We start from the raw sequence: 26,865 nt of genomic DNA, 5'->3' as shown, positions 1-26,865 counted from the left end.
GGTGCCTCTCACGTAGCGGGGAGTCAGCGGGACAGCCAGTCGAAGGCCTCGGAACTCGGTCGGTCGCCGGGCTTGTACTCCAGGCCGACCCAGCCGTCGTAACCGGACTTGCCGAGCTGGTCGAGGAGGTCCGCCAACGGCAGGGAGCCGGTGCCGGGCGCGCCGCGTCCGGGGGTGTCGGCGATCTGCACATGGCCGGTCTTCGGGGTGTACTCCTCGATCACCGCCGGCAGGTCCTCGCCGTTCATGGACAGGTGGTAGAGGTCCATCAGGAAACGCGCGTTGCCCAGGCCCGTCGCCTCGTTGACCTTGTCGACGACGCCCACCGCGGCGGGCGCGCTCACCAGCGGGTACAGCGGCGACTCGGCCTTGTTGAGGGCCTCGATCAGCAGGATCGCGCCGATCCGGTCGGCGGCCCGGGCCGCGAGCTCCAGGTTCTCCAGCGCGAGCGCGTCCTGCTCGGCCGGGTCCACGCCCTCGACGCGGTTGCCGTACAGGGCGTTGAGCGCCGTGGCGCCCAGCGACCCGGCGAAGTCGGCGGCCACGTCGATGTTGGCGCGGAACCGCTCCGACTCCTCGCCCGGGATCGACAGTGCGCCCCGGTCGGGGCCCGGCAGTTGCCCGGCGTAGAAGTTCAGGCCCGTGAGCTGGACGCCCGCGTCCTCGATCGCCCTCTTCAGGGTGTCGAGCTCGGACCGCTCGGGGGTGGGGGAGTCGACCCAGGGCCACCACAGCTCGACCGCGGTGAAGCCCGCCGCGGCGGCGGCCGCGGGACGCTCCGGGAGCGGGAGTTCCGTGAAGAGGATCGACAGGTTGACGTTGAAGCGCTGCTCTGCGAATCCCATCGCGGGCGCTCCCCTTCCGTGTCGAGTATTTCCGTATTGCGGAAGTTGGTTTCTGCTTATTGGAAGATTGCCGTCGGGTGTCGGAGCTTGTCAAGAGGGCTCGGCGGAAAACGACACAGCGCGTTAGGTTGTGCCCGTGCGATTGAGAGTGGAGTTCACGACCGAGCCCTTCGATCTCGACGAGGCCCCCGCGCACGCGCTGGTGGCCCGTGAGGTCATCGAGGCGGCCGAGCTCGACGCGGTGGACGTCGGCCCCTTCGGCAACACCGCGGAGGGGGGCGCCGACGCGGTGCTCGACGCCGTGGACGCCCTGCTGCGCAGGACCCTGGAGTCCGGCGCCACCCGGATCTCGCTCCAGGTCAACGTGATCGGGGAGGGCGGGGCGTGACCGGCACGGGCGACGAGCCCTTCATCGCGGCAGTGAAGCCGCTGGTCGACGCCATGGGCGGCGACATGGTCCCGCCCGACGAGGCCGGCCCCGACGACGTCGTGCTCGCCTGGGAGGGCGTCGACGTCGTCGCCGTACGGCTGCCGCAGCTCGCGGACTCCCTCGATCACATCCTGGCCGCCATGGAGCGCAGGAAGGGCAGGCCCCTGGCCGACCTGGACCGCAAGGCCAAGCAGGAGGTCGTACGGATACTCGAGGCGCGCGGCGCCTTCTCCGTGCGGCACGGCGTGGAGACCGTGGCGAGCGCCCTCGGGGTCAGCCGCTTCACGGTCTACAACTATCTGAACCGGGACAAATCGTAGGGAGCGGGCCCACCCGGGTTTCGTAACCCCGAATTTTCAACAAAGTGTTGACGTGATGTCGCGTGGAGGCGTTAGCTGACTCCCGTGACTTCGACATCCACGTCCCTGGGCCTGGCCCGGTTCAACGGCCTGGAGGAGCACGCGGCCGACGCGGTCCTCCGGGAGGTGTGCGCCTCCACGGCGTGGGCTCGGCGTCTGCTCGCCGCCCGCCCCTACGCGACGGCACAGGACCTCTACGCCGCGGGCGACGCCGCCATGGCCGAGCTGACCGCCGACGACCTCGCCGAGGCGATGGCCGGCCACCCGCCGATCGGCCGCCCCAAGCCCGGCGACCCGACCTCCGCCCGCGAGCAGCGCGGCATGGCCGGCGCCTCCGAGGCCCTCAGGGCGGAACTGCTGGAGCTGAACCTGGCCTACCAGGAGCGGTTCGGCCATGTCTTCCTGATCTGCGCGACCGGCCGCACCGGTGAGCAGATGCGGGACGCGGTGAAGGAGCGGATCGGCAACCCGCCCGAGCTGGAACGCGAGATCGTCCGCACCGAGCTGGGCAAGATCAACCGTATCCGGCTCGCCCGCATCGTCGAAGAGGACTGAGCACCATGAGCACGAGCACGACCGCCTCGGTGTCCACGCACATCCTGGACACCAGCGTCGGCCGCCCCGCCGAGGGCGTCGCCGTCCGGCTCGCCGCCCGGCCGGGACGGGACGCGGACTGGCAGGCGCTCGGAGGCAGCGCGACCGACGGGGACGGACGGTGCAAGGACCTGCCGGCCCTGCCGGAGGGAACCACCCACGTACGGCTCGACTTCGAGGTCGAACCGTACTTCTCGAACAAGCAAGCCGATGCGCAGCAGGACGCCCCCGCGAACCGGGACAGCGGTGCCGGTGTGTTCTTCCCGGAGGTGGCGATCACGTTCGCCGTCGTGCCGGGCGAGCACTACCACGTACCGCTGCTGCTCAACCCGTTCGGCTACTCCGTATACCGAGGGAGTTAGCATGCCCATCCTGGGCCAGAACCAGTACGGCAAGGCCGAGAACCGAGTCGTCAAGATCACGCGGGACGGCGCCACCCACCACATCAAGGACCTGAACGTCTCCGTGTCGCTGAGCGGCGACATGGACGAGGTCCACTACTCCGGCTCCAACGCCCATGTCCTGCCGACCGACACCACCAAGAACACGGTGTACGCGTTCGCCAAGGAGCACGGCATCGAGTCCGCCGAACAGTTCGGCATCCACCTGGCCCGCCACTTCGTCACCTCGCAGGAGCCGATCAGGACCGCGCGGATCCGCGTCGAGGAGTACGGCTGGGAGCGGATCGAGCACACCCGCGAGGGCGCCCACTCCTTCGTCCGCACGGGCCAGGAGACGCGGGTCGCGCAGATCACGTACGACGGTTCGGCGTGGGAGGTCGTCTCCGGCCTGAAGGACCTGACCGTCATGAACTCGACCGACTCCGAGTTCTGGGGCTACGTCAAGGACAAGTACACGACCCTGCCCGAGGCGTACGACCGTATCCTCGCCACCGAGGTCTCCGGTCGCTGGCGCTTCAACTGGACCGACGACACGCAGCCCGCGCCCGACTGGGAAGCGTCGTACGCGCAGGTGAAGAAGCACCTGCTCCAGGCCTTCGCCGAGACGTACTCCCTCTCGCTCCAGCAGACCCTGTACCAGATGGGCTCGCGGATCATCGAGCACCGCGACGAGATCGACGAGGTCCGCTTCTCGCTGCCGAACAAGCACCACTTCCTCGTCGACCTGGAGCCCTTCGGCCTCAAGAACGACAATGAGGTGTACTTCGCCGCCGACCGGCCCTACGGCCTGATCGAGGCCACCGTCCTCCGGGACGGCGTCGAGCCGCGGATCCCGGTGGATCTGAGCAACCTGTAGCAACTCCTTCTCGGCACCCGCGGCCGACAGCGAGGCCTGCCGGCCGCGGCACTCAAACTCCCGGGGTCCTGCCGTGCCCTCTCCCCATAGCGCAAAGGACGAACCATGGCAGCAGACCGGCGCATCGTCATCGAGAACTGTTCGATCGCGACCGTGGACGCCCACGACACGGAACACTCCTCCGGTCACGTCGTCATCGCCGGCAACCGCATCGAGTCGGTCGGGGCCGGCAGGGCTCCCGAGGGCCTGGCGAACGTCGCCCGCCGTATCGACGCCACCGGCCATCTCGTGACCCCCGGCCTGGTCAACACCCACCACCACTACTACCAGTGGATCACCCGGGGCCTGGCCACCGACCACAACCTCTTCGACTGGCTGGTCGCGCTGTATCCGACCTGGGCGCGCATCGACGAGGACATGGTCCGCGCCGCCGCGCGGGGCTCGCTCGCGATGATGGCCCGCGGCGGTGTGACCACCGCCATGGACCACCACTACGTCTTCCCGCGGGGCTCCGGCGACCTGTCCGGCGCGATCATCGGCGCCGCCCGCGACATGGGTGTCCGCTTCACCCTCGCCCGCGGCTCCATGGACCGCAGCGAGAAGGACGGCGGTCTGCCGCCGGACTTCGCCGTCGAGACCCTCGAAGGCGCCCTCGCCGCGACCGAGGAGACCGTCCGCCGGCACCACGACACCTCCTTCGACGCCATGACCCAGGTGGCCGTCGCACCCTGCTCGCCGTTCTCCGTCTCCACCGAACTGCTGCGCGAGGGCGCCGAGTTGGCCCGCCGGCTCGGCGTGCGGCTGCACACCCACGGCTCGGAGACCGTGGAGGAGGAGCAGTTCTGCAAGGAGCTGTTCGGCATGGGCCCGACCGACTACTTCGAGTCCACCGGCTGGCTCGGCGAGGACGTGTGGATGGCCCACTGCGTCCACATGAACGACTCCGACATCGCCGCCTTCGCCCGCACGAAGACCGGCGTGGCCCACTGCCCCTCGTCCAACGCCCGGCTGGCGGCGGGCATCGCCCGCGTCCCGGACATGCTCGCGGCCGGCGTCCCGGTCGGCCTCGGCGTCGACGGTACGGCCTCCAACGAGTCCGGCGAACTCCACACCGAACTGCGCAACGCCCTGCTCATCAACCGCCTCGGAGCGCACCGCGAAGCCGCCCTGAACGCCCGTCAGGCGCTGCGCCTCGGAACGTACGGCGGCGCCCAAGTCCTGGGCCGCAGCGCGGAGATCGGCTCGCTGGAGCCGGGCAAGCTCGCCGACCTCGTCCTGTGGAAGCTCGACACACTGGCCCACGCCTCGATCGCCGACCCGGTGACCGCGCTGGTCTTCGGCGCGGCGGCCCCGGTCACCGCCTCCTTCGTCGACGGCCGCCAGATCGTCGAGGACAACCGGCTGCTCACCGCCGACGAGGACGCGATCGCCCGCGCCACGCGCCAGGAGGCGCAGCGGCTGGCGCGGATCGCCGGCCACTGAACTCCGGTACCGCCGCTGAACTCCGTACACCTGTACGGCACTTGATCTCCGGCCGGGAGGGACGGCTCCCGGCCGGTGGCCGCGCACCCCACAAGGGTGCACGGCGGCCGTGACCGGGGCGCGCGTCGGACGCGCGCGCCCCGGAACGGTCCCCCGCCGTCTTCTCGGTCCCGCACGACCGCGCACCACCTCCCTGAAACCCACGCCAGAGCTGCCGTGTAACCGACCGGAGGAGAGCCGCAATGCCCGTGCCCGTAGACCCAGTCGATCCAGTCGCCCCGGTCGACCCGGTCGTCCACCCGGTCGACGAGAAACTGCCCGCCCTGAAGATGGCGACCACCGGCCTCCAGCACGTGGCCGCGATGTACGCGGGGGTCGTCGCCCCGCCCCTGATCGTCGGCGCGGCCATCGGCCTCTCCGCCACCGACCTGACCTTCCTCACCGGCGCCTGCCTGTTCACCGCGGGCCTCGCCACCTTCCTCCAGACACTCGGCGTCTGGAACATCGGCGCCCGGCTGCCCTTCGTCAACGGCGTCACCTTCGCCGGTGTCGCCCCCATGACCGCGATCGTGGCCTCCACCGACGACAGGTCCGACGCCCTGCCGGTCATCTTCGGCGCGGTGATCGTCGCCGGACTCCTCGGCTTCCTCGCCGCCCCGTTCTTCGGCAAGGCGATCCGCTTCTTCCCGCCGGTGGTCACCGGGACCGTCATCACCCTGATCGGCGTCTCGCTCCTGCCGGTCGCCTTCGGCTGGGCGCAGGGCCCCGACCCCACGGCACGGGACTACGGCTCGACGACCAACCTGGGCCTGGCCGCGGCGACTCTCGTCATCGTGCTGCTCCTGCGCCGCTTCACCCGGGGGTTCGTCAAACAGATCGCGGTCCTGCTGGGCCTGGTGGCCGGCACGCTCCTCGCGATCCCCTTCGGCGCGACGGACTTCGGCCCGGTCGCCGACGCGGCCGTCGTCGGCTTCCCGACCCCCTTCCACTTCGGCGCACCCCAGTTCCAGGCGGCGGCGATCGTCTCGCTCTGCGTGGTGATGGTGGTCTCCATGACCGAGTCCACGGCCGACATGCTGGCGCTGGGCGAGATAGTCGACCGCCCCGCCGACGAGCGGACCATCGCGGCCGGCCTGCGCGCCGACACCCTCGGCTCGGCGATCAGCCCCCTCTTCAACGGCTTCATGTGCAGCGCCTTCGCCCAGAACATCGGCCTGGTGGCGATGACCAGGATCCGCAGCCGCTACGTCGTCGCCACCGGCGGCGCCTTCCTGGTCCTGATGGGCCTGTGCCCCGTCGCCGCCTCCCTCATCGCCGTCGTCCCCCGCCCCGTCCTCGGCGGCGCCGGCGTCGTCCTCTTCGGCTCGGTCGCCGCCAGCGGCATCCAGACCCTCGTCCGCGCCGGCCTCGACAAGGACAACAACGTCCTCATCGTCGCCGTCTCCCTCGCCGTCGGCATCATCCCGATCACCGCGCCGGAGTTCTACCACGCCTTCCCGGAGACGGCGAGGATCGTCCTCGACTCCGGCATCTCCACGGGCTGCGTGGCGGCGGTCCTGCTCAACCTGGTCTTCAACCATGTGGGCGGGGGTCGGGACGCGCAGGACGTGACGCACCCGATGGAGGCGGTCACCCCCGGCTGAACGCCTGGCAGGGCCGGGCCCGCGGCAGGCGGCCCGTGAAGAAGGAGCGGGGTGGGACGCCCATCAGGGTGCGGAAGTCGTGGGTCATGTGGGACTGGTCGTAGTAGCCGGTGGTGGCGGCCAGTTCCGCCCAGGGGGCCTGGGTGGCGTGGTGGAGGACATGGCGTACGCGGTCGATGCGGACGTAGTGCTTGGGGGAGAGGCCGACGCCCTCGGCGAAGAGGTTGCGCAACTGCCGTTCGCTGACGGCAAGTTCGCGGGCGACGTCCTGCACCTGGGACGCGGTGCGCCCCGGGCGGGTGGACAGGGCGTCGACGGCGGCCCGGAGCAGGAGCGCGCGGGAGCGGTCGGCGGCCGGGGCCGGGCGGCTCGGGAGCAGCTTCGCGAGGTGGGCCGGCATCTCGTCCGGTGCCAGGTCGATCAGTTCGGCGGCGAGGCGGCGGGCGGTCCCGGTCGGCAGCTCGCCGAGGGGGACGACCTGTCCGACGAGGTCCGCCGCCCGGGCGCCGAACAGGGGGCCGACCGTGCCCGGTTCCAGGCGCATCCGGACGCAGGACACCACCCGCTTCCCGGCCTCCGCGTGATACGAGGCGCGGGTGCGCGGGCCGACCACCAGGGCGTCGCGCCGGCCGGTGTCCTCCACCCGTACGACCACCTTCGTCGCGGTGTCCGGCACATGGGTGAACGCCTTCGGCAACTCGCCCTCGGCGGACACCGATTCGATGTCGGCGATCCAGGGGCGCAGCGCGTCGGGCAGGGAGAGGGGGTGCTCGTCGAGGGCGTCGGTCACCCTCCCACGGTAAGCGCGCCACCCGCCCGTACGGCGGCTTCCGACCGTGCCGGAATCTCCTAGAGACCGGGGACGGGCGCCCGTCACCGTGGTCGTCATGATTCTGGTGACGGGTGCCACGGGCACCATCGGCGGTGAAGTCGTACGACAACTCGCGGCGCGCGGCGAGAAGGTGCGTGCCCTGACCCGCGATCCGGCCGGGGCCCGAGTGCCGGACGGTGTGGAAGTGGTCCGCGGGGACTATCGCGAACCGGGCTCGCTGGAGCCGGCGCTGTCCGGGGTGACGGCCGCGTTCCTGGTGGGCGTTCCCGGCCCCGGTACACGCCACGACGTCGACCTGGTGGCGGCGGCACGGGCGGCGGGCGTACCCCGTCTGGTGAAGCTCTCCGCGATCGGGACCGGGGACCCGGAGCTGGGCCCGAGCGCCTTCTGGCACGTCGAGGGGGAGGGCGCCGTGCGGGACAGCGGGGCGGAGTGGACGATCCTGCGGCCCTCGACGTTCGCCTCGAACACACGGAGCTGGGCGGACGCGATCCGCGCGGGCGACCCCGTGCCGAACCTGACCGGTGACGGGCCGCAGGGCGTGGTCGATCCGCGTGACGTGTCCGAGGTGGCGGTGCGTGCCCTCGTCGAGGAGCGGCACGCCGGGCGGACGTACACGCTCACCGGGCCGGAGACGATCAGCGTGCCCGGGCAGGCCGCCGTGCTCTCCGAGATCCTCGGGCGGTCCGTCACCGCACAGGACCTCTCGACGGCGGAGATCCGGGAGTACGCGCTCGGATGGGGCATGGGCGAGGAGGTGGCCGACGGTCTCGTCGTGGCCACCGCCTTCGTCCGCCGGGGTGGCAACGCCGTCGTCACCCCCGATGTGCCGGAGGTCCTCGGCCGCCCGGCGCGGACCTATCGGGAGTGGGCGCGGGACCACGCAGGGGTGTTCGGGGAGGGGTGACGCGGCAGAGGAGCCGACGCCGGTAGCCGTGGGGGACTCGCCCCCGGCTCCCGCGGTCCTGCGTGCGTCCGGGCTGCCGGGCCCGCCACCCCTCCCGCGTCAGCCGCGGCCCGTCCCGGCGGAGCCCGGCCGCAGGAGGGCCGCCGCCGGCGCCAGGGCCGCCGCCGCGATCGCCGTCGCCACCCGGAAGGCCAGCTGGTAGCCCTCCGCCGTGGCCGGGACGAGGTCCGCACCCTGGGTGAGCAGCCCCTCGGTCCGGCTCGCGGCCAGGACCGAGAGCACCGCGAGGCCCAGTGAACCGCCCACGACCTGGGTGGTGTTGAACAGGCCCGAGGCGAGCCCCGCGTCCTCCTCGCGGGCGCCCGACATGGCGAGCCCGGTCAGCGCGGGCATCGCGGCAGCGAAACCGACGGCGAGCAGGAGCAGCGGCGGCAGGACGTCGGTGGGATACGAACCGTCGGCGGGTGCCCGGCCCAGCAGCGCCATGCCTACGGTGATCAGCGCGAGCCCCGCCAGCAGTACCCGGTACGCGCCGAACCGGCCGATGGTCCGCGCGGACAGGCCGAGCATGAGCACGCCGATCGCCACCGGAGCCGGCAGAAAGGCCGTACCGGTGGGCAACTCGCCGTAGCCCAGCACCTGTTGGACGTAGAGCGCGCCGATGAACTGGAAGCCGTACATCGTCGCGATGGGCCGAACGGAACAGGGTCTACATCGCCGAGGCCCGCGCGGCCTACGACGGCGAGCGCGAAGCGGAACCGGCGGACGCGTAGGGCCGCGGCATGCTCGGCCTGCCTGGCCTACGCGGCCTGCGCGGTTCAGAGGCCGAACAGGCTCGGGTCCGACGCCAGTTCCTTGAAGTACGCGCGCGGGTCCGCCACCAGCCGCCGCTCCTGGAGGTCCAGCAGGCCGCCCACCGCGGTGATCTCGGCCGCCACCGTGCCGTCCGTCCTGGATATCGTCTGCTCGATGGTGAAGGTCTTTCCCTCACCCCACACGAAGGCGCAGGTCACCTCGACCTCGTCGCCCGCCAGCAGCTCTCGCCGGTAGCGGATCGTGGTTTCCAGGGCGACCGGGCCGATGCCGCTGCCGATGAGACCGGACTGGCTGATCCCGGCGGCCTGGAGCAGTGACCAGCGGGCGTGCTCCGCGTAGTTGATGTAGACGCTCTGGTTGAGGTGCCCCTGGACGTCCGTCTCGTAGCCACGGACGGTCACCGGGACGGAAAACGGTTCGGACACGGCTTCCCCTTGTCGTTCGTGGACATCCTGATCGACCGATCTTGGCATGCCCATCACGCCCGGCGCGGTGACGCCAGCAGATAGCGGACCCGTGTGCGCGGCTCCGTGTACTCGCCGGGCTGCCAGCCCGCCTTCTCCAGCGTGGCGGCGCAGGCAGACAGCTTCGCGCCGTCCTGCGCGTACACGGCGACGGCCTCCGGCTGCGGGGTGGCGCGCACCCGGTAGCCGGGCGAGCCCCCTGTTTCCGGCGGGTGCCCGGCCGCCTCCAGGGCGAGCGCGGCGGCCTGCACCAGATGGGCGCGTTCCCAGCCGCAGGGCCGGTCCGTGTCACCGTCCGTGTTCGTCATCCGGCGCAGTTCGAGCAGTCCCTGCCAGGCGCTGTGCACCTCACGGACCCGGCCCGGCCCGCCCTCCGGCGGCTCCGGCTCACCCCCGACGCGGGCGGCGAACACCCCACTGGGCGCCGCCGGGGCCTCGGGGACCACCTCGACGGCCTCGCGTATCCGATGCCCGGCCGGCGTCAGGAAGTGGTCGTGCGGCGGCCGCGGATGCCGAAAGGCGAGCCCCCGCTTGACCAGCGCTTCGAGCTGGGCCTCGGTCCCCTTCAGACGCCCGGTCACAGGGTCGGCGGCATCGATCACACGCCGCTGGGCGGCGGTCGGCGGTCGGGTCACGGCGCGCTCCTTCCTGGCGACGGGTTGTACGGATCATCGGCCTGATCACCGACCTCATCGCCGGCCTGATCACCGGCCCCGTCGCTTCGAAGGCTACGACGAGGGTCTGACATTCCACCCGTCGATCATCACCGGGGGATCACCACCCGACGATCGCCATCCACCGACCACCGGGCCCGCCCTCGACCCCGCCGCCCCTCCGGATCACGGCCTCAGACCCCCGGCACCCCCGGAACTCCCGGCACCCCTTGCACCGACTGCGCGAGCTGTCCCACCGCGACGACGAGGGGCGTCACCGGCTGGACGAACTCGTTGAGCCGGTCGAGGGCCCGCCGCAGGACCGTGGGCTGCGGTTCGGGCTCGTCGAGCTCCTCGCGCAGGCGCCGCAGTTCCCTGCTCGTCGCCTCGGGATCGGCGAGCGCCGCCCGGTGCTCCTCCAGCAACCGCTCGACGTACCCGAGGAGTTCGGCCGTACGCTCGGCGTCCTGCGGCTGGAAGGAGACCGAGCCGGAGAACGCCTGGGCGCGGTGCCCCACGGCCTGGTTGCCTACGTAGTGGGTGCCACCGCTGATCATGAGGCCGTTGTTGACCGGAGGATCCTGGCGCCCGTCGTCGTTGCTCGTCATGAGGACTCCACTCCTGCTTGCGGGGACTACTCGCGGGGACTACTTGCCGGGACCGCCGACGGGGGCGGTCGCGCCGGACTGCTGAGGGACGTTCTGCGTGGCGGTCGCGCCCGTGCCGATCGCCTGGTTGCCGATGATGCTCATGCCGCCCTGCTGGATCAGACCCTGGTTGAGGATGGTCTGCTGCTGGGCGCGGAAGTCGGTGATGTCGTAGCCGCGCGCGTCGAGGAACTCCCGGATCGCGGCGAGGGTGTGGCGCTCCACCAGGGACGTGATCCGTGCGGCGTCCACGACCTGGAAGTAGTTGTGGTAGTCGGGGCTCACCGCCAGCTCCCGGACGCTCAGCCGGGCGCCGAAGTCGTAGACCGGATCCTGTTCGAGGGCCTTCAGCTCGTCCAGCATGCGTCTGCTGTGCCGTTCCTCGAAGCGGGCCTGCCGCAGCGTCCGGAACGGGGCGGCGAAGAAGGCCCGGCCGGTGCGGGGGACGGCGTCCAGCAGCAGTCCGCGTCGCGCGTCGGGGGAGAGGGGCCCGCGCAGCCGGTCCACCACGTGGTAGTCGGCCCGCACGGGGCCGAGCACGTGGTTGCTGCAGTGCAGATGGAGCGTGCGGCCCTCGGTGGAGAAGTGCAGGAACACGCTCGGCACCACGTCCCCGCCCCACAGCGGCACATGGACGGCCAGACAGTGACGGACCGCCCCCGTCGGGTGCCGCATGATCCGCGCGACCTCCTCGGCCGACAGGCGGGCGACCGGGGCGATGCTCGTGGCCTTGACGAACCGATCGTCGTCGCCGACGGCCGTGCCGCTCGCGAAGACCCGGTCCTCCACGACGAGGGACCCGAGGTCCCGCGCACGGTCCGCCGCCACGCCGTCCACTGCCACGCCGTCCACTGCCATGCCGTCCACCGTCACGCCGTCGACCGTCACGCCGTCCACCGTCGCGTCCGCCGCCGTCGCGGTCGCCCGCAGCCGCGCGCGTACGTGCTCGACGAGTTCGGTGACGGTGAACGTCCGCGGCCCGGCCGGACGCGACGCCTCGGCGACGGGGCCGTCGGCGGGCAGCAGCGGCACGGCGAGCGACCACCGCGAGGCGGGCGACGCGTAGCCGAGGAAGGGCGTGTAGCCGCTGTACACCGTGACGTTCCCCTCCTGCGCCTCCCGGATCGCCGCCAGCCGCCCGGCCATCCACCGCCGCGGCGGCACGGTCGGGCGGGGCCGCCGGGCGAACGCCTCGCGGGTCAGGGTCGTGCGCAGCAGCCGGTCCACGGCGAGCTCATGGCCTACGACCGTCAGGTACGCGAGCGCCACCGCCGCGACCGACACCAGCGCGGCCGGTACCCCGGCCAGGTAGGCCCCCAGCAGCCAGCTCACGAACGCGGGGGCGGGCAGCGCCGAGACGGCGAGGCCGAAGAGGAAGGCCAGGAGCACCGCGATGCCCGCCGTGACGGCCGTGCCCACCAGCACGCGGCGCCCGGGCTGGTGCCGGCCGCGGGTGGCCAGGCTGGGCCGGCCGCCCGCCCGGCCGGTGGACGACAGGAACACCCCGACGAACAGCAGCCACAGCGGCGCGAACACGGCGACCAGGGTGAACGCGCCCAGCAGCCGCCGATCCCGGCGCTGCCGCATCTCCTGTGCCGTCAGACAGTGCCGTACGACCGTCACCAGGTCGACGTCGGGCGAGGGGGCCACCGCGCCGGCCTCGTCGGCCAGGACGTCCTCCAGCACGCGGTCGGCGAATGCTTCGTCCACGTAGGCCGCGGCGCACAGGTACCGGGTGACGTCACCCGGAGTGCTCCCGACCGGCATGTGGACCGGCGCGGTCGTCATGCCGAGCCCTCCCTCTCTCCAGCGGCGGAGCGGCGCCGCGAGGGCGCCGACGGGGTTCTTGGTGGCGGTGTGCGGCAGACCGGCCGTCAGGAGCGCGAGCAGCGCGCCGACCGCCAGTCCGAAGACGAGGGCGCTGCGCAGCAGGCTCTCCAGCAGCAGGTCGGCCGGTGCCAGCCGCACGTTGGAGACGAAGGCGTCGTGCAGACCCCACCACAGCAGGTTGGACAGAGCCGACACCAGCACGCCCACGGCGAGGCAGCGGATCCAGCGCGGCCTGCGTCGGGCCGCCGTCCGCGAGGCGAGAAGGACGAGCCCGAGTATCAGCGCCAGGGTGGCGAGATCGTTCACCACCAGCGCGGACGTGCTGCCGTACCGATCCGCCGAGACGTCCCACCGGGGGACGAACGCGCCCTCGGAGAGCCAGCGCAGGAGCCTGCTGTCGGAACCCTCGATGTAGAGCTTCCGCTCGAAGTACTCCCTCAGCGGCCGTTGCACCCACGGGCTGCCCGCGAGCACCACGAGCAGGACCAGCAGCGTGAGACGGCCGCGTAGGGCCGAAAGCGGGCCCGACGCACGCCGATGTGGCAAGAACACCTGGGTCCCCCCGGTCCCCGATTCCCCCCGGCCCCGGAATCAGGGCCCGTACCCCATGGCATCCCCCCTGTCGGCGACCGTGAACCCCATCCGCACCACCGGCTACTGCCGGTACCCGCTGAGGAACCGCCCGATCCGCCCGATCGCCGCCTCCAGGTCGTCCGCGTGGGGCAGCGTCAGGATGCGGAAGTGGTCGGGGGTCGGCCAGTTGAAGCCGGTGCCCTGGACGACCTGGATCTTCTCGCGCAGGAGCAGGTCCAGGACGAACTTCTCGTCGTCGTGGATCTTGTGGACCTTGGGGTCGAGGCGGGGGAAGGCGTACAGGGAGCCCTTGGGCTTGACGCAGGAGACCCCGGGGATCTCGTTGAGCTTCTCCCAGGCCACGTCGCGCTGTTCGCGCAGGCGTCCGCCCGGCGCGGTGAGCTCGTGGATGGACTGGCGGCCGCCGAGCGCGGCCTGGATGGCGTACTGGGCGGGGGCGTTGGCGCACAGCCGCATGGAGGCCAGCATGGTCAGGCCCTCCAGGTAGTCCCGGGCGTGCTGCTTGGGGCCGGTGACCACCAGCCAGCCCGAGCGGAAGCCGGCCACCCGGTACGTCTTGGACAGACCGCAGAAGGTCAGCACGACCAGGTCCGGGGCGAGCGCGGCGGCCGAGTGGTGCACGGCGTCGTCGTAGAGGATCTGGTCGTAGATCTCGTCCGCGAAGACCATCAGGCCGTGGCGGCGGGCGAGGTCGAGGATGCCCTCGACGATCTCCTTCGGGTAGACGGCGCCGGTGGGGTTGTTCGGGTTGATGATGACGACGGCCTTGGTGCGGTCGGTGATCCTGGCGGCCATGTCCTCCAGGTCCGGGTACCAGTCGGCCTGTTCGTCGCAGAGGTAGTGCACCGCCCTGCCCCCGGCGAGCGTGGTCACCGCGGTCCACAGCGGGAAGTCCGGGGCGGGGATGAGGATCTCGTCGCCGTCCTCGATCAGCGCCTGGACGGCCATCGAGACCAGCTCGGAGACGCCGTTGCCGAGGAAGACGTCGTCGACGTCGACCTCCAGGCCGAGGGTCTGGTAGCGCTGGGCGACCGCGCGGCGGGCGGAGAGGATGCCCCGGGAGTCGGTGTAGCCGTGCGCCTGGGGCAGCATCCGGATCATGTCCTGGAGGATCTCCTCCGGCGCCTCGAAGCCGAAGAGGGCGGGGTTGCCGGTGTTGAGGCGCAGGACGCTGTGGCCCGCCTCCTCCAGTGCGTTGGCGTGCTCGATCACCGGGCCGCGGATCTCGTAACAGACCTCGCTCAGCTTGCTCGACTGCCGGAACTCCATGCGCTTACGCCCCTCCGGTTGTGGTGTTGCTTGGTTTTACCAAGTTCGAGCTTGGAAAGTCCAACAACATGTCTAGACTGCGTCGCATGTCACCTCGCCGAAGCTACGACCAGTACTGTTCCGCCGCCCGCGCGCTCGACGTCGTCGGCGACCGCTGGACTCTTCTGATCGTCCGGGAGCTGCTGGCCGGCCCGCGCCGCTACACCGACCTGCACGCCGACCTCCCGGGCGTCAGCACGGACGTACTCGCCTCCCGGCTGAAGGACATGGAACGCGACGGCCTGACGACCCGCCGCCGGCTGCCGCCGCCCGGAGCGGCCTACGTCTACGAACTCACCGGACGCGGACGGGAGTTGCAGCCCGTGCTCCAGGCCCTGGGAGCCTGGGGCCAGGCCGAGCTGGGCGAGCGCCGGCCCACGGACGCCGTACGCGCCCACTGGTTCGCCCTGCCTTTGCTGCGCGCTCTGGAAGGTAGTGGCCTGGTCGAAGTCCGGTTGGAGGAAGGGGACTTCCATCTGTACGTCGGGGCCACGGACGGCCCGCTCTACGGCGAGGGGCCCGCACCCGAGGACCCCGACGCCCGGCTGGTGATGGACACCGGCGTCTGCACGGCCATCAGCCGGGGAGAGGTGAGCCTGGTGGACTCGGTGAGGGCCGGCCGGGTCCAGGTGACCGGTGACGGGACGCTCGCGAAGGCGCTGCGCGAAGGGTGAACGGCCCACTCGGACGGTCCCACTCGGACGGCCCCTTGATCCGGCCCGCTCATGAAGAAGGCCCGCCGGAGCGGGCCTTCCCAGTACGGTGCTTGACGATCGTCAGGCTCCCGGCGGCACCCTCCTCGGCCGCCCCGCCCCCCGCGTCAGCGCGTACCCGCCGATGCCCGCGAGCGCGGCCAGCACACCGCCCACCGCGGTCCACACCCACCGGTCGGACCACCAGCCCGAGGACCAGCCGTCCTCGGGCTCGATGGCCGACAGGACGGCGGACCCGGACTCCGCGTCCGAACCGCCGTTCTCCGCCTGGGACTTCACCGCGATCCCCGGCACCAGGGGCTCGGTCAGCGAGCCGTCCACCGCGGCCGAACCGCCGATGTCCTTGGAGTCGGCCCGCACCTCGGCCCCGACGGGCAGGCCCAGGTCGGCCGTTGCCAGATCGGTGACCGTCAGCCGGACGTAGTACGTCCCCGGCAGCGGGTCGTTCGCCCACGGCTCCGACCAGGCGCGGACCGTGCGCAGCACGCAGGTCAGCTCCACGGAGGCCGCGTCCGCCGCCGCGGTGCGGGTCTGCGCGCCGTACTGGCAGGCCTGGCGGCGCCGCAGACCGTCGTACACGTCGACCTGCCAGGTCTCGGCGGCGTGCGTCTCGGGCAGCTTCACCGTCGCCTTGACGGTGGGGCGTTGGCCGGCGTCCGCCGGGAACGACCAGTACAGGTAGTCGCCCGCCGAGCCGTCCGCCGTGGCCGTCTGCCCCTGCTCGATCTCGGTGGCCGTACGGAAGGAGGTGCCCGCCCGGGTGGGCGCGTCACCGTCCGCCGACGCCGAGGGGGACGGCGAGGAGTCGGCCGCCGCGGGGGCGGCGGCGAGTCCCAGCAGCAGCGCCGCGGCGCCCAACGCTCGTGTGATCCGCATCAGTTGGTCCTCCAGACCGCGACCCGCCAGCGTGACAGCCAGCCCCACAGCACACCGGCGAGGAAGCCGACGAGCACGAGCGCGCCGAGCAGCCACCAGCCGCGTCCGAGGCCGAAGGAGGCCACGTCGGCCGCCTGCGACGGCCCGTCCACCACATCGACGGTCAGCTCCAGCGGCAGACCGGGCGTGGTCTTCGTCCCGGCGGACGCCGAGAAGGCGTGGGTGACCTGGAGGCACACGGCCTCCGCCGGTGCCTCGTCGTCGTCGGAGTCGCTCTCCGTCTTCGGGTACCGCAGGCCCGTGGAGATCACATCGGTACGGCCGGTGCCCGCCGCCTCGCCGCGCACGATCTCCCGGCCGTGCGTCGTGACCGCCCTGAGCAGTACTCCGTAGCCCGGGTTCACCGCCCGGTCGGCCGCCACGCTCACCGAGGCCCGCAGCTCCTGGCCGGGCCCGACGTCCACCCGGTACCAGCGCTGCTGCCCGAACTCCTCACGGTCGGTGTACAGGCCGGACTTCAGCGTCGGCGCGTCGGCGCAGCTCGTCGCACCCTCGGTGGCCACCGGTGTCACCACCGGGTCGGCCGCGCGGTCCACCAACTGGTTGACCTTGTCGGTGAGTTCGTCGGTGTGCTCGACCGAGGTGTAGGTGCCGCCGGTGGCCTCCGCGATGCAGCTCAGCTGCTGCCGCATCTTGGTGTTGGGGACCAGGCCGAGGGTGTCGATGGTCAGTCCGATGCCCTTGGCGGCGATCTCGCGGGCCACCTCGCACGGGTCGAGCGGGGCGCAGGTGTCCTCGCCGTCGCTGATCAGCACGATCCGCTTGGAACTCGCGCCCTCGGTGAAGTCGTCGGCGGCCGCGAGCAGTGCCGGGCCGATCGGGGTCCAGCCGGTGGGGGAGAGGGTCGCCACCGCCGACTTGGCCTCGGTGCGGTCCAGGGTGCTGACCGGGTAGAGCTGCGCGGTGTCCTTGCAGCCCGTCTTCTGGTTGTCGCCCGGGTAGTTGGCGCCCAGGGTCCGGATGCCGAGCTGCACCTCCTCCGGGGTCGCGTCCAGCACCTCGTTGAAGGCCTGCTTGGCCGCCGCCATCCGGGTGCCGCCGTCGATGTCCCGCTCGCGCATCGAGCCGCTCACGTCGAGGACCAGGTCGACCTGGGGTGTGGCCCCGCCAACGGGCTCACCGGCGTGGGCCGCGACCGGGAGGGCGAGCCCGGCCGTCAGGGCGGCGAGCAGGGCGCACGCGCCCGCCGCCAGCCGTTTACTTGTGATCATCGGCGGATCCTATTGATCAGGAGTGCCCCGCTCCAAAACGGCCGCTCAGGCGGCCGGCCGGACCGTCATCGCAGTGGATTGGGCAGCTGCGTCCACTGGTCGCCGGGCGTCCCCGGAGACAACCGCATCAGCGTCAACGCCTTCGCCGGCAGCGGCTGTTCGAGGAGCGCCGCGAGATCGGGCGTGGGTGGCAGATCCCGTACGGCCGTCCCCAGCGCGTCCCGCAACACCGCGTGCGAACCCGCCGTCCCGGCGAGCGCTCCGGCCACCAGGGACCCGAACAGCTTGCTCCGCAGGGTCGGCACGTCGTCCGTGACGATCCGGCCGGTGAGACCGGGGGCCGGGATGCCGTGCCGGGCCAGCCGGGCCGGGCTCACCCGGATGTCGGCCAGGTCGCGGTAGACCAGGCGCAGCGGGGCGCCCGACGCGGACAGCACGACGAGGAGGTTCTGCCCGTGCGCCTCCAGGGCCACGCCCAGGTCCAGCAGCCGCAGACCGGCCGTCAGGGCGATCCGTGCGAAGTCGGCGAGCCAGCCGGGGGAGGCGGGCAGGCCGGTGGTGGGAAGGGCGGCCACCGGCACGACCCGCTCCCCGCGTTCCGCCGCCGCGTACACCTGCGGCGACTCCCGCAGCACGGCCGCCAGATCGGGGGAGTCGGCCGTGATCGCGCCCTCGGTGCGGGTGAAGTGCAGCAGGCCGTCCATGCGGGCCGCGAGCGTCTCCGCGAACGCCGAGAGGGTCGCCGACAGGGAGATCGAGTACACGGAGATGTCCCGCACCGAGGACGTCAGACGGGCGCTCAGCGCGGTCTTGACGTGCGGTCCGTCGGGCAGGGCGAGGGTCCGCAGGGACATCAGCGGATGCGCGTCGATCCCGCGCTCGCAGGACCGCTTGAGCACGTGCTCCTCCTGCCAGGGGTGCACCGGCACCAACAGCCGTCCGCCGTCCCGCAGTTCGGACGGCCACTCGCCCGTCACCAGACACTCGCCGACCGGCACCGGCAGCAGTCCCAGCCGCACCAGCGGCCCGTGCTCGGGCCCGTACGCGAGCTGCTCGGCCACCGAGAAACCGGGCCGGGAACGGCAGTTGGGGTGGTACGGGTGCCCGTCGACCACCCGCTGCTCCCACCCCCAGTCCGTCACCGGCCACGCGGCCGGGCGCGGCTCCTGCCCGGCCCGGGACAGCGCCATCGAGGCGACACTGTGACCGAGTTCGGTGGCGAAGGCCGTACCGTGCGCTACGGCCAGATCGGCCATCAGCCGCGCCGGATCGTCGTACGTCACCTCGTCCAGGCGTACGGCCGTGACGTACGCGGCCGTGGCGTACGGGTCCGGGGCCGGACCGTGCAGCCGGCGGCCGTCCCGAAGGCGCAGGGTGAGCCCCTCCCGGCCGGGTTCGCGGTCGGCGATCCAGGGCAGCGGCTCGTGGGTCAGGGCACGCCACAGCCGCGTCAGCACGGCCGCGCGGGCGCCGGGCAGCTCGGCCGAGTACCGGGGCACGAGGCCGGGGCGTACGGCGGCCAGCTCGGCGGCGACCTCGGCCTCGGCGGTGGGGGGACGGTGCACGGTCGGGCTCCTCGGGTACGAAGGCGATGTCGATGTCACGACAGGCGGCCAGGGGGGTGTCACGACAGGGGGTGACGACCTCCATACTGATCGTCTCTGCCTGAACAGACCGCCAGAGAACGAGTGGAACGCGTGGATCCCTTCCCCCCGCCCGCCCCCGCCGACGCCGTCCCGAGCGACGACATCGGGGCCCGCGCCGACGCCTACGCGGCGGCGCCCCTGCTGAACTGCCTGCTGCGGGAGGTGACCGAACCCCTCCCGCACACCGGGGAACCCGGAGGCCAACGGATCCACCGGCTGCCGGGAGGCAGGCTGCTGCGGGTGCGCGGGGACCGCAGGCCCGGCCACCCCGAGGTGGCCGTCGCGGACGGCTGGCATCCCGTCCGCCATCCCGAGCTGGTCAAGCTCGTCGCCGAGGAGCTGGTCCGGTACACCGGCCTGTCCAACCCCGAACTGCCCGCCGAGATGTCCGACAGCCGGGACGCGGTGGCCGCCCTGCTCACCGCGCGTGCCGGGGCCGTGCCCCCCGAGGACCCGTATCTGCGCTCCGAGCAGTGCCTCGTCACCGGCCACCCCCACCACCCCGCCCCCAAGGCCCGTGGCGGCGGCCCCGCCGCCCGCTGGCTGCCCTACGCCCCCGAGGCCCACGCCCGGTTCCCGCTGACGCTGCTCGGGCTGCGCGAGGACACGGTCGTCGAGGACGGCGACACCTCGGCCCTCGACGCGCTCGGCGAGGCACCGCCCGGGTACCGGCTGCTGCCCGCCCACCCCTGGCAGCTCGACCTGGTCGACCTCGCGCCCGCCTTCGCCGACGGCCGCCTGATCCGGCTCGGCACCACCGGCTTCGACACCTGGCCCACGGCCGCGATCCGCACGGTGTACGCGCCCGGGCCCGATCTTTTCCTGAAGTTCAGCCTCGACGTGCGCATCACCAACGACATCCGCCGCCTGTGGCGCCACGACCTGCTCAAGCTGCGCCGGATCGACGCGGCGGCCACCGCCGCCTGCGCGTCCGGGCCCGGGGCCTGGCTCAGCGATCGCGGCTACCGCACCGCGGACTTCGCCTTCGAGGAACTCGCCGTCCTCGTCCGCGACGGACTGCGCGACCATGTGCGGCCCGGTGCGACCCCGCTGCTGGCCGCCGGTCTGGTGGAGGGCTTCGACGGCAGCCCCCTCGACGGCGCCGAGGACCCGGCGGCCTGGTGGCAGGCCTACCTCGGCGCGGTCGTCCCGCCCGCCCTCGCGGCCTTCGCCGACCACGGCGTCGTACTCGAAGCGCATCTGCAGAACACACTGGTGGCGGTGGACGCGGCCGGGACGCCCGTGCAGGCGCTGTTCCGGGACGCCGAGGGCGTGAAGCTGCTGCCGGAGGTGTCCCGGGCGGCCGGGTGGGAGCGGCTGGTGTACTGCCTGGTCGTGAACCATCTGCTGGAGGTCGCCGCCGCCCTCGCCGAGCGGCACCCCGGCCTCGACCCCTGGCCGGCCGCGCGCCGCGAGCTGGCCCGGCACGACCTGCCCGAGATCACCGCCCTGCTCGCCTCGCCGACCCTCCCCGGCAAGACCAACCTGCTGCTGCGCTGGACCGGCGCGGACGGGGCGGACGCGCGCTATCTGCCGCTGCCCAACCCGCTGGCCCTCGACGGGACGTAGCCGCGTCGGCGCGGGTCACTCGGTGCTGCGCAGCGCGCCCCACGTGTCGTGGGCCACGACCCCGTCCGCGGCCAGCCCCCGGTCGCTCTGGAACGCCCGCACCGCGCTCTCCGTGCCGGTCCCGAACTCGCCGTCGGCTTCGGAGCCCCCGAGGCCGTAGCCGCGCTTGGTCAGCATGCACTGGACCTGCTGGACCCGTTTGCCGCTGTCGCCGAGGCGGGTGCGGCCGTTGCCCGAGTAGTGGGTGCAGTCGGAGAGCCAGGGGGCGGAGCCGGTGTCGGTGCCGGTGTCGGCGGACGGGTCGGCCGTGGACGGAGTGGGGGAGGGGGAGGTGTCCGAGCCGGTGCCCGCGGGAGGGGCGTCGTCGCGTCCCTCGTCGGCGGAGTCCGAGGCCCCGGGGCGCGGGAAGGTGGTCCCGGTCCGGTCGTCGACGCTCTCGTTCGCGGCGCCGTCGACCTCCGGGCGGGCCTGTGCGCCCGTGCTCGGGGGTAACCGGGTGGTCGATCCGGCACCGGGGCCGGTGCCGACGGTCCCCGTGACACCGGTCTCCGGAGAGGCGACGGCGGGGGGATCCTGACGGACGAGCAGCAGGGCCGTCGCGGCCACGGCGCAGGCCGAGACACCGGCGACGGCGATCAGCAACGGCTTCCGCCGGGACCGGGAGGGCGGGGCGTCCGCGGGGCCGCCTTCGGCCCGCGCGGGAGGCTCGGGGGCGGGGCTGGATCCGAGGGCGGGGTTGGATCCGAGGGCGGGCGCGGGTTCAGGGACGGGAGCGGGTTCAGGGGCGGATCCGGGTTCGGGGACGGCCTCGGGTTCAGGGATGGACGCGGGTTCAGGGATGAGTACGGGTGCGGGACGGGACATCCGGGCGGGCGGGGCCGGCGGTGGGGCACCCGGGGACCGCAGCCGGGCCATGTCCGCGACGGGCAACCGGTGCAGCGCCTCGTACGCCCGCTGCCGCTCCAGCACCCTGCCGCCCAGCGGCTCGGGCCAGGCCGACGGCACGGACCGCGCGCCGGCCGCGTCGACCAGCTCCCGCGGGGTGGGCCGCAGCTCGGGCTCCTTGGCCAGGCAGGCGGTGAGCAGCGCGCCGAGTTCCGCGTCCGCCGCCGCGACCTCCTCGACCACCTGGGGATTCGGGTCCTCGAACGCCACCCGGTGCATCACGTCGACGCCGGTGCCGTCGCCGAACGGGGCTCGGCCCGTCGCCGCGTAGACCAGCGTCCCGGCCAGCGAGAACACGTCCGAGGCGGAGTCGGACCGGCCCTCCCTCAGGTGCTCGGGCGACATGTAGGCGGGAGTCCCCACCCGGTTGCCCGTACCGGTGATCGCGCTCGCGTCCACGGCCTTGGAGATGCCGAAGTCGATCACATGGGCGCCCCGGACGGTCAGCAGCACGTTGGACGGCTTCAGGTCCCGGTGCACGATCTCCTCGGCGCCCAGGGCCACCAGGGCCTGCCCCAGCTCCGCCACCAGCCGCCAGACCGCGGGGACCGCGAGGGTCCCGTCCTCCCGCACGGCCTCGGCCAGGTCGAAGCCGGGAAGGTACTCCGTGGCCATCCACAGCAGCTCGTCCTCGAAGCCCGTGCCGCACAACCGCGGTGTGTGCCGGGTGCGCAGCCGGGCGTGCACCGACGCCTCCCGCTCGAACCGGCGCCGGAACCTCGGATCCTCCGCGTACTCCGGCCTGATCACCTTGACCGCGACCAGCCCCGGACCGTCGCCCGCGTTCCGGGCCAGATAGACCCGCCCCATGCCGCCACTGCCCAGCAGCGCCACGGGTACGTAGGGGCCGACCCGCCGCGGGTCACCGAGCCGCAGGGGTGAGGCACCGGTCTGCCGCAGGGCGGCGGTCACGTCGTCCGCCGGCATGGGCTGCTGTCCCGACAAGGAATCCCTCGAAGTCATGTCAGGCGCACACCAGTTCGCCATCCGAATTGGAAGACGAGGCTAACCCAGCCCGTGCGCGACTTCAGGAGTTCGGTCACTTTCGTCGCACGAGCGGTCACTTCCAGTCGTACGCATAGGCCGCGACCCAGGTGATGTCGAGCTGTGCGCTGCTCCCCGGTGCCGCCCCGGGTCCCTCCAGCGCGCTCTCGTTCTGGAGCACCCAGGACAGCGGACGGTCCGGTACCTCGCGGGTGTCGTGTCCGATCTGCCGGCCGTCGACGAAGAAGCGCACGTGGCCCGGCGTCCACTCCGTGGACACGGTGTGCCACTCGGTCCAGTCCTCGGCTCCCGGGAAGTACCCCTGTTCGCCGCCGCCGCAGGGATGGTGGAAGGCGGTCAGGGAGCCGGTCCACTCCCCTTCGGGGTGGTCCATCTCGCAGCCTCCGCCGTAGTGCAGCCAGGCGGACTTGTAGCCCGGGGCCGGCTTCACCACCTTGATCCGCGCGCTGTACTTGCCGTACCGCATCTCCATCACCGCCCGCGGAACCACCGCGGCCGCGTGCACCGGGCCCCCGTCGGCGGGCCGCCACATGCGGATGGACATCCTCCCGTCGCCGTTCGCCGCCGGTCCCACGCTCACGGTGTCCTCGGGGTGGTAGACACCCACCACGTCCCGGTCCCGGCTGTTGGCGGTGTCGCGCCAACCGGTCGGATAGGCCCACCAGTTGTCGCGGTACGCGCCGCTCAACCCCTCGCAGTGGGCGCCGGAGGTGTCGACGTGGTGGTCGCAGCCGCTGAACGCGCCGAGCGGCACCCGGTCACCGTTGAAGTCCTCCGCGAGCACCTGCCAGAAGGGCCCACAGTCGCCCCGGGGGAGCCGGTCGCCCACCGTGCGACAGGCGTCGGCGGACACGGCGGCGGAGCCGGCAGCGGAGGCGCGGGCGGGGGCTCCGTCGGCCCGGGGGAGTCCCAGCAGCACGGCCGCGATCGCCAGGGCCACCGCCATCACCAGGGCCCGCCTGCCGTGGTGCCGGTGCCGTGCCGCGTGCGAACCCATCCCGAGGCCCCCTCGACGGTGTGCCGGACACAGCATCCTCGCGCGCGGGCCTCCGGGAGACCAGCTCCGGAACGCCCCCGGAACCGGAGCGCCGTGTGCGCTTTCCGCCGGGTCACTATGCTCGCCTCATGCCGGAAAACGAGACGTGGGGCCCGCGAGCATGCTGAGAGAGGTCACCGCCACCCAGTACGTCGCGCCCCTGCGGGAGGGCGGATCCGTCCCCGGCATCGTCGAGGCCGACGACCTGGGCACGTACGTCGTGAAGTTCACCGGCTCCGCGCAGGGCCGCAAGGCGCTGGCCGCCGAGGTGATCGTGGGCGAGCTGGCCCGCGCCCTCGGGCTGAGGTTCCCCGAGCTGGTCCTCGTGCACTTCGACCCGGCGATCGCCGCGCACGAGCCCCACCAGGAGGTGCGCGACCTGCACACGGCGAGCGGGGGCGTCAACCTGGGCATGGACTACCTGCCGGGCGCGAAGGACTTCACGCCCGAGGTCGCCGCCGTCTTCCCCCTGGACCCGCTGGAGGCCGGCCGGATCGTCTGGCTGGACGCGCTGACCGTGAACGTGGACCGTACGGTCCACAGCTCCAACCTGATGGTCTGGCCCACCTTCGGCACCGTGCCCCCGCGCCTGTGGCTGATCGACCACGGCGCCGCCCTCGTCTTCCACCACCGCTGGGACGGCACCGACCCGGCGAAGCCCTACGACTTCCGCCACCACGCCCTCGGCCACTACGGCCCCGACGTCCGGGCCGCCGACGCCGAGCTGGCGCCCCTGGTCACCGAGCGGCTGCTGCGCGAGATCACCGCCGAGGTGCCGGACGCCTGGCTCACCGGCTTCGCGACCCCCGACGAGGCCCGCGAGGCCTACGTGGCCCACCTCCACGCGCGCGTGCGGGCCTCCGCGGCGTGGCTGCCCACCGACTTCCCCTCCCGGGAGGAACTCGCCGCCGAGGAGGCCCAGCGGGCGGCGAGGACACAGCAAGGACGGCCGGACTGGCTGAAGTGGGTCCCCGACCTGCACGGCAGGCCGGCCGTGGAACAGGATGGGGCGGTACACCTCGGATGACGGACGATCAGTGGATCGACATCGAGCTCGCGGACGCCCGGCGCGTCGAGATCGAGTACTGCACACAGTGCCGCTGGCTGCCGCGTGCCGCCTGGCTGGCCCAGGAACTGCTCACGACCTTCGAGACCGAGCTGACGGAACTGGCCCTCAAGCCCGGCAAGGGCGGCGTCTTCGTCGTCCGGGTGAACGACGAGGTGGTCTGGGACCGCCGCGAACAGGGCTTCCCCGAGCCCACCGCGGTGAAGCGGGCCGTACGCGACCGAGTGGCCCCGGGGAAGTCCCTGGGCCACTCGGACAAGGCCGCGCAGGAGGACGTCAGCCCTTGAGCTGCTCGTAGGCCGGCAGCGTGAGGAAGTCCGCGTAGTCCTCGTCGAGGGCGACCTCCAGGAGGAGGTCGTGGGCCTGCTGCCAGTGGCCGGCGGCGAAGGCCTCCTCGCCGAGTTCGGCGCGGATGTTCGCGAGTTCCTCGGCGGCGACCGCGCGGGCCAGCTCCGGGGTGGCCTTCACCGTGCTCCCGGCGTGCTCGAACTCCACGCCCGCGTTGATCCACTGCCAGATCTGGGAGCGGGAGATCTCGGCGGTGGCCGCGTCCTCCATGAGGTTGAAGATGGCGACCGCGCCGAGGCCGCGCAGCCAGGCCTCGATGTAACGGATGCCCACCTGGACGGCGTTGACCAGGCCGTTGTACGTCGGCCTGGCGTCCAGGGAGTCGACGGCGATCAGGTCGGCGGCCTCGACGTGGACGTCCTCGCGCAGGCGGTCCTTCTGGTTCGGCTGCTCGCCGAGGACCTTGTCGAAGGACTCCATGGCGATCGGCACGAGGTCGGGGTGGGCCACCCAGGATCCGTCGAATCCGTCGGCCGCCTCGCGGTCCTTGTCGGCGCGGACCTTCTCGAAGGCCACCTTGTTCACCTCGGCGTCCCGGCGGGACGGGATGAACGCCGCCATGCCGCCGATCGCGTGCGCGCCGCGCTTGTGGCAGGTGCGGACGAGGAGTTCGGTGTACGCGCGCATGAACGGGGCGGTCATCGTGACGGCGTTGCGGTCCGGGAGGACGAACTTGGCGCCGCCGTCACGGAAGTTCTTCACGATGGAGAACAGGTAGTCCCAGCGGCCCGCGTTCAACCCCGAGGCGTGGTCGCGCAGTTCGTAGAGGATCTCCTCCATCTCGTACGCCGCCGTGATCGTCTCGATCAGCACGGTGGCGCGGACGGTGCCCTGCGGGATGCCGACGTAGTCCTGCGCGAAGACGAACACGTCGTTCCACAGGCGGGCTTCGAGGTGCGACTCCGTCTTCGGGAGATAGAAGTAAGGGCCCTTGCCCAGGTCGAGCAGGCGCTGGGCGTTGTGGAAGAAGTACAGGCCGAAGTCGACCAGTGCGCCGGGGACCGGGGTGCCGTCCGCGTCGACGAGGTGACGCTCGTTCAGGTGCCAGCCGCGCGGGCGCATGACGACGGTGGCGAGTTCGGAGTCGTCCTTCAGGGCGTAGGACTTGCCGGTGCGCTCGTCCGTGAAGTCGATGCTCCGGGTGTACGCGGCGGCCATGTTCACCTGGCCGAGCACGACGTTCTCCCAGGTCGGCGCCGAGGCGTCCTCGAAGTCCGCGAGCCAGACCCTCGCGCCCGAGTTGAGGGCGTTGACGGTCATCTTGCGGTCGGTGGGGCCGGTGATCTCGACGCGGCGGTCCTGGAGCGCGGGCGGGCAGGGGGCCACCCGCCAGGAGTCGTCCGCGCGGATCGCGGCGGTCTCCGGGAGGAAGTCGAGCGTGGAGGTGCGGGCGATCTCGGCGCGGCGCTCGGCGCGGCGGGCGAGGAGCTCGTCACGCCGGGGCGTGAACCGGCGGTGCAGCTCGGCCACGAAGGCGAGGGCCGCCTCGGTGAGGACCTCCTCCTGCCCGGGCAGGGGCTCGGCGTCGACGATGGCCAGCGGGGACGGCGCTGGTGCGGACATGAGCGGTCACTTCCTTCAACGGTGGCACCGGGTGCCAGTCGAACCGGGTACGGCGAGCGGCGCCCTGGGGGAGGGTGGGGCGCTTCTGATCAGTGGATACTAGTTTCCTCATCGTGGAACTTCAATGGTTTGTTGATGTCGAGATTCTCCTGATCGAGGCAAGGTG

Annotated in this window: 25 protein-coding genes and 1 pseudogene; 12 read left to right on the top strand and 14 right to left on the bottom strand. The window is 72.4% G+C overall.

Annotated features, from left to right (window positions below):
• Window positions 1-23: 23 nt before the first annotated feature.
• Window positions 24-845: a TIM barrel protein gene (locus tag K4B79_RS02090; RefSeq protein ID WP_232024415.1), complete on the bottom strand. Its 822-nt coding sequence runs from the start codon at window positions 843-845 to the stop codon at window positions 24-26.
• A 136-nt stretch (window positions 846-981) separates the two neighbouring features.
• On the opposite strand from K4B79_RS02090, the gene K4B79_RS02085 reads away from it, so the two are divergent.
• The 7 genes from K4B79_RS02085 (at window position 982) to K4B79_RS02055 (ending at window position 6,610) form a co-directional block, all read left to right on the top strand.
• Window positions 982-1,233, top strand: a complete 252-nt coding sequence (locus K4B79_RS02085) for a thiamine-binding protein (protein ID WP_232024414.1) — start codon at window positions 982-984, stop codon at window positions 1,231-1,233.
• Window positions 1,230-1,595: a helix-turn-helix domain-containing protein gene (locus tag K4B79_RS02080; protein WP_232024413.1), complete on the top strand. Its 366-nt coding sequence runs from the start codon at window positions 1,230-1,232 to the stop codon at window positions 1,593-1,595. The genes K4B79_RS02085 and K4B79_RS02080 overlap by 4 nt, the downstream gene beginning before the upstream one ends.
• An 84-nt stretch (window positions 1,596-1,679) precedes the next feature.
• Complete coding sequence (uraD, locus tag K4B79_RS02075) at window positions 1,680-2,189, top strand: 2-oxo-4-hydroxy-4-carboxy-5-ureidoimidazoline decarboxylase (RefSeq protein ID WP_232024412.1); 510 nt, start codon at window positions 1,680-1,682, stop codon at window positions 2,187-2,189.
• A gap of 5 nt (window positions 2,190-2,194) precedes the next feature.
• The gene (gene uraH / locus K4B79_RS02070) at window positions 2,195-2,590 is read left to right on the top strand and encodes a hydroxyisourate hydrolase (protein ID WP_232024411.1); all 396 of its coding nucleotides are present in this window, start codon (window positions 2,195-2,197) and stop codon (window positions 2,588-2,590) included.
• 1 nt (window position 2,591) lies between these two features.
• Complete coding sequence (gene pucL, locus K4B79_RS02065; RefSeq protein ID WP_232024410.1) at window positions 2,592-3,485, top strand: factor-independent urate hydroxylase; 894 nt, start codon at window positions 2,592-2,594, stop codon at window positions 3,483-3,485.
• 105 nt (window positions 3,486-3,590) lie between these two features.
• Window positions 3,591-4,967, top strand: a complete 1,377-nt coding sequence (locus K4B79_RS02060) for an 8-oxoguanine deaminase (protein ID WP_232024409.1) — start codon at window positions 3,591-3,593, stop codon at window positions 4,965-4,967.
• Window positions 4,968-5,209: 242 nt separating this feature from the next.
• Window positions 5,210-6,610: a nucleobase:cation symporter-2 family protein gene (locus K4B79_RS02055; protein WP_232024408.1), complete on the top strand. Its 1,401-nt coding sequence runs from the start codon at window positions 5,210-5,212 to the stop codon at window positions 6,608-6,610.
• Here K4B79_RS02055 and K4B79_RS02050 read toward each other — a convergent pair.
• A complete protein-coding gene (locus K4B79_RS02050; protein ID WP_232024407.1) occupies window positions 6,597-7,400 on the bottom strand; it encodes a helix-turn-helix domain-containing protein in 804 nt (267 codons plus the stop codon). The two genes, K4B79_RS02055 and K4B79_RS02050, sit on opposite strands and share 14 nt — an antisense overlap.
• A 97-nt stretch (window positions 7,401-7,497) precedes the next feature.
• Here K4B79_RS02050 and K4B79_RS02045 point away from each other — a divergent pair, with 97 nt between their 5' ends.
• Window positions 7,498-8,349 (top strand): SDR family oxidoreductase, encoded by an 852-nt coding sequence (locus tag K4B79_RS02045; protein ID WP_269462970.1) that lies wholly within the window; start codon window positions 7,498-7,500, stop codon window positions 8,347-8,349.
• 99 nt (window positions 8,350-8,448) lie between these two features.
• On the opposite strand, the pseudogene K4B79_RS02040 reads toward K4B79_RS02045, so the two are convergent.
• The 6 genes and pseudogenes from K4B79_RS02040 to K4B79_RS02015 form a co-directional block, all read right to left on the bottom strand.
• Window positions 8,449-9,039 (bottom strand): annotated as a pseudogene (locus K4B79_RS02040) (MFS transporter); the annotation flags it as partial.
• Between the two features lie 128 nt (window positions 9,040-9,167).
• On the bottom strand, window positions 9,168-9,590 hold the full coding sequence (locus tag K4B79_RS02035) for an acyl-CoA thioesterase (protein WP_232024405.1): 423 nt from the start codon (window positions 9,588-9,590) through the stop codon (window positions 9,168-9,170).
• A gap of 53 nt (window positions 9,591-9,643) precedes the next feature.
• Window positions 9,644-10,264 carry a hypothetical protein gene (locus tag K4B79_RS02030; protein ID WP_232024404.1) on the bottom strand — a complete coding sequence of 207 codons (621 nt, stop codon included), beginning with the start codon at window positions 10,262-10,264 and terminating at the stop codon, window positions 9,644-9,646.
• 212 nt (window positions 10,265-10,476) lie between these two features.
• The gene (locus K4B79_RS02025; protein WP_232024403.1) at window positions 10,477-10,890 is read right to left on the bottom strand and encodes a hypothetical protein; all 414 of its coding nucleotides are present in this window, start codon (window positions 10,888-10,890) and stop codon (window positions 10,477-10,479) included.
• 39 nt (window positions 10,891-10,929) lie between these two features.
• Window positions 10,930-13,311 (bottom strand): hypothetical protein, encoded by a 2,382-nt coding sequence (locus K4B79_RS02020; RefSeq protein ID WP_232024402.1) that lies wholly within the window; start codon window positions 13,309-13,311, stop codon window positions 10,930-10,932.
• A gap of 102 nt (window positions 13,312-13,413) precedes the next feature.
• Complete coding sequence (locus tag K4B79_RS02015; RefSeq protein ID WP_232024401.1) at window positions 13,414-14,622, bottom strand: pyridoxal phosphate-dependent aminotransferase; 1,209 nt, start codon at window positions 14,620-14,622, stop codon at window positions 13,414-13,416.
• An 86-nt stretch (window positions 14,623-14,708) separates the two neighbouring features.
• On the opposite strand from K4B79_RS02015, the gene K4B79_RS02010 reads away from it, so the two are divergent.
• Entirely contained in the window at window positions 14,709-15,335 is a 627-nt protein-coding gene (locus K4B79_RS02010) for a winged helix-turn-helix transcriptional regulator (protein WP_232024400.1), read from the top strand.
• A 102-nt stretch (window positions 15,336-15,437) separates the two neighbouring features.
• Here the strand turns inward: K4B79_RS02010 and K4B79_RS02005 are convergent, their stop codons facing one another.
• The 3 genes from K4B79_RS02005 to K4B79_RS01995 all read right to left on the bottom strand — a co-directional run bounded on the left by K4B79_RS02005 (window position 15,438) and on the right by K4B79_RS01995 (window position 19,086).
• On the bottom strand, window positions 15,438-16,250 hold the full coding sequence (locus tag K4B79_RS02005) for a hypothetical protein (protein ID WP_232024399.1): 813 nt from the start codon (window positions 16,248-16,250) through the stop codon (window positions 15,438-15,440).
• A complete protein-coding gene (locus K4B79_RS02000; RefSeq protein WP_232024398.1) occupies window positions 16,250-17,521 on the bottom strand; it encodes a VWA domain-containing protein in 1,272 nt (423 codons plus the stop codon). Before K4B79_RS02000 ends, K4B79_RS02005 begins: the two co-directional genes overlap by 1 nt.
• Window positions 17,522-17,586: 65 nt before the next feature.
• Complete coding sequence (locus K4B79_RS01995; RefSeq protein ID WP_232024397.1) at window positions 17,587-19,086, bottom strand: IucA/IucC family protein; 1,500 nt, start codon at window positions 19,084-19,086, stop codon at window positions 17,587-17,589.
• Between the two features lie 123 nt (window positions 19,087-19,209).
• Between K4B79_RS01995 and K4B79_RS01990 the strand changes: the two genes are divergently transcribed.
• Window positions 19,210-20,736 carry an IucA/IucC family protein gene (locus tag K4B79_RS01990; RefSeq protein WP_374208406.1) on the top strand — a complete coding sequence of 509 codons (1,527 nt, stop codon included), beginning with the start codon at window positions 19,210-19,212 and terminating at the stop codon, window positions 20,734-20,736.
• A gap of 15 nt (window positions 20,737-20,751) precedes the next feature.
• Here K4B79_RS01990 and K4B79_RS01985 read toward each other — a convergent pair whose 3' ends face one another.
• Both K4B79_RS01985 and K4B79_RS01980 read right to left on the bottom strand, forming a co-directional pair.
• A complete protein-coding gene (locus K4B79_RS01985) occupies window positions 20,752-22,608 on the bottom strand; it encodes a serine/threonine-protein kinase (RefSeq protein WP_232024395.1) in 1,857 nt (618 codons plus the stop codon).
• Between the two features lie 133 nt (window positions 22,609-22,741).
• Window positions 22,742-23,683: a glycoside hydrolase family 16 protein gene (locus tag K4B79_RS01980; RefSeq protein WP_232024394.1), complete on the bottom strand. Its 942-nt coding sequence runs from the start codon at window positions 23,681-23,683 to the stop codon at window positions 22,742-22,744.
• A gap of 160 nt (window positions 23,684-23,843) precedes the next feature.
• Between K4B79_RS01980 and K4B79_RS01975 the strand changes: the two genes are divergently transcribed.
• Complete coding sequence (locus tag K4B79_RS01975) at window positions 23,844-24,749, top strand: HipA family kinase (RefSeq protein WP_232024393.1); 906 nt, start codon at window positions 23,844-23,846, stop codon at window positions 24,747-24,749.
• The gene (locus tag K4B79_RS01970) at window positions 24,746-25,075 is read left to right on the top strand and encodes a SelT/SelW/SelH family protein (protein WP_232024392.1); all 330 of its coding nucleotides are present in this window, start codon (window positions 24,746-24,748) and stop codon (window positions 25,073-25,075) included. Before K4B79_RS01975 ends, K4B79_RS01970 begins: the two co-directional genes overlap by 4 nt.
• Here K4B79_RS01970 and aceB read toward each other — a convergent pair.
• Window positions 25,065-26,699 (bottom strand): malate synthase A, encoded by a 1,635-nt coding sequence (gene aceB, locus K4B79_RS01965; RefSeq protein WP_232024391.1) that lies wholly within the window; start codon window positions 26,697-26,699, stop codon window positions 25,065-25,067. The two genes, K4B79_RS01970 and aceB, sit on opposite strands and share 11 nt — an antisense overlap.
• Window positions 26,700-26,865 lie beyond the last annotated feature (166 nt).

Source organism: Streptomyces lincolnensis, assembly GCF_021173675.1.
In the GTDB taxonomy this organism is placed as follows: domain Bacteria; phylum Actinomycetota; class Actinomycetes; order Streptomycetales; family Streptomycetaceae; genus Streptomyces; species Streptomyces lincolnensis_B.
This window is presented reverse-complemented; position numbering and strand designations above follow the sequence as displayed.

Coding starts and splice junctions, on each gene's coding strand:
- K4B79_RS02045 (WP_269462970.1), top strand. CDS start 7,498: ATGATTCTGGTGACGGGTGCCACGGGCACCATCGGCGGTGAAGTCGTA.
- K4B79_RS02060 (WP_232024409.1), top strand. CDS start 3,591: ATGGCAGCAGACCGGCGCATCGTCATCGAGAACTGTTCGATCGCGACC.
- K4B79_RS02025 (WP_232024403.1), bottom strand. CDS start 10,890: ATGACGAGCAACGACGACGGGCGCCAGGATCCTCCGGTCAACAACGGC.
- K4B79_RS01970 (WP_232024392.1), top strand. CDS start 24,746: ATGACGGACGATCAGTGGATCGACATCGAGCTCGCGGACGCCCGGCGC.
- K4B79_RS01980 (WP_232024394.1), bottom strand. CDS start 23,683: ATGGGTTCGCACGCGGCACGGCACCGGCACCACGGCAGGCGGGCCCTG.
- K4B79_RS01975 (WP_232024393.1), top strand. CDS start 23,844: ATGCTGAGAGAGGTCACCGCCACCCAGTACGTCGCGCCCCTGCGGGAG.
- K4B79_RS02055 (WP_232024408.1), top strand. CDS start 5,210: ATGCCCGTGCCCGTAGACCCAGTCGATCCAGTCGCCCCGGTCGACCCG.
- aceB (WP_232024391.1), bottom strand. CDS start 26,699: ATGTCCGCACCAGCGCCGTCCCCGCTGGCCATCGTCGACGCCGAGCCC.
- K4B79_RS02010 (WP_232024400.1), top strand. CDS start 14,709: ATGTCACCTCGCCGAAGCTACGACCAGTACTGTTCCGCCGCCCGCGCG.
- K4B79_RS02090 (WP_232024415.1), bottom strand. CDS start 845: ATGGGATTCGCAGAGCAGCGCTTCAACGTCAACCTGTCGATCCTCTTC.
- K4B79_RS02015 (WP_232024401.1), bottom strand. CDS start 14,622: ATGGAGTTCCGGCAGTCGAGCAAGCTGAGCGAGGTCTGTTACGAGATC.
- pucL (WP_232024410.1), top strand. CDS start 2,592: ATGCCCATCCTGGGCCAGAACCAGTACGGCAAGGCCGAGAACCGAGTC.
- K4B79_RS02000 (WP_232024398.1), bottom strand. CDS start 17,521: ATGATCACAAGTAAACGGCTGGCGGCGGGCGCGTGCGCCCTGCTCGCC.
- K4B79_RS02005 (WP_232024399.1), bottom strand. CDS start 16,250: ATGCGGATCACACGAGCGTTGGGCGCCGCGGCGCTGCTGCTGGGACTC.
- uraH (WP_232024411.1), top strand. CDS start 2,195: ATGAGCACGAGCACGACCGCCTCGGTGTCCACGCACATCCTGGACACC.
- K4B79_RS01985 (WP_232024395.1), bottom strand. CDS start 22,608: ATGCCGGCGGACGACGTGACCGCCGCCCTGCGGCAGACCGGTGCCTCA.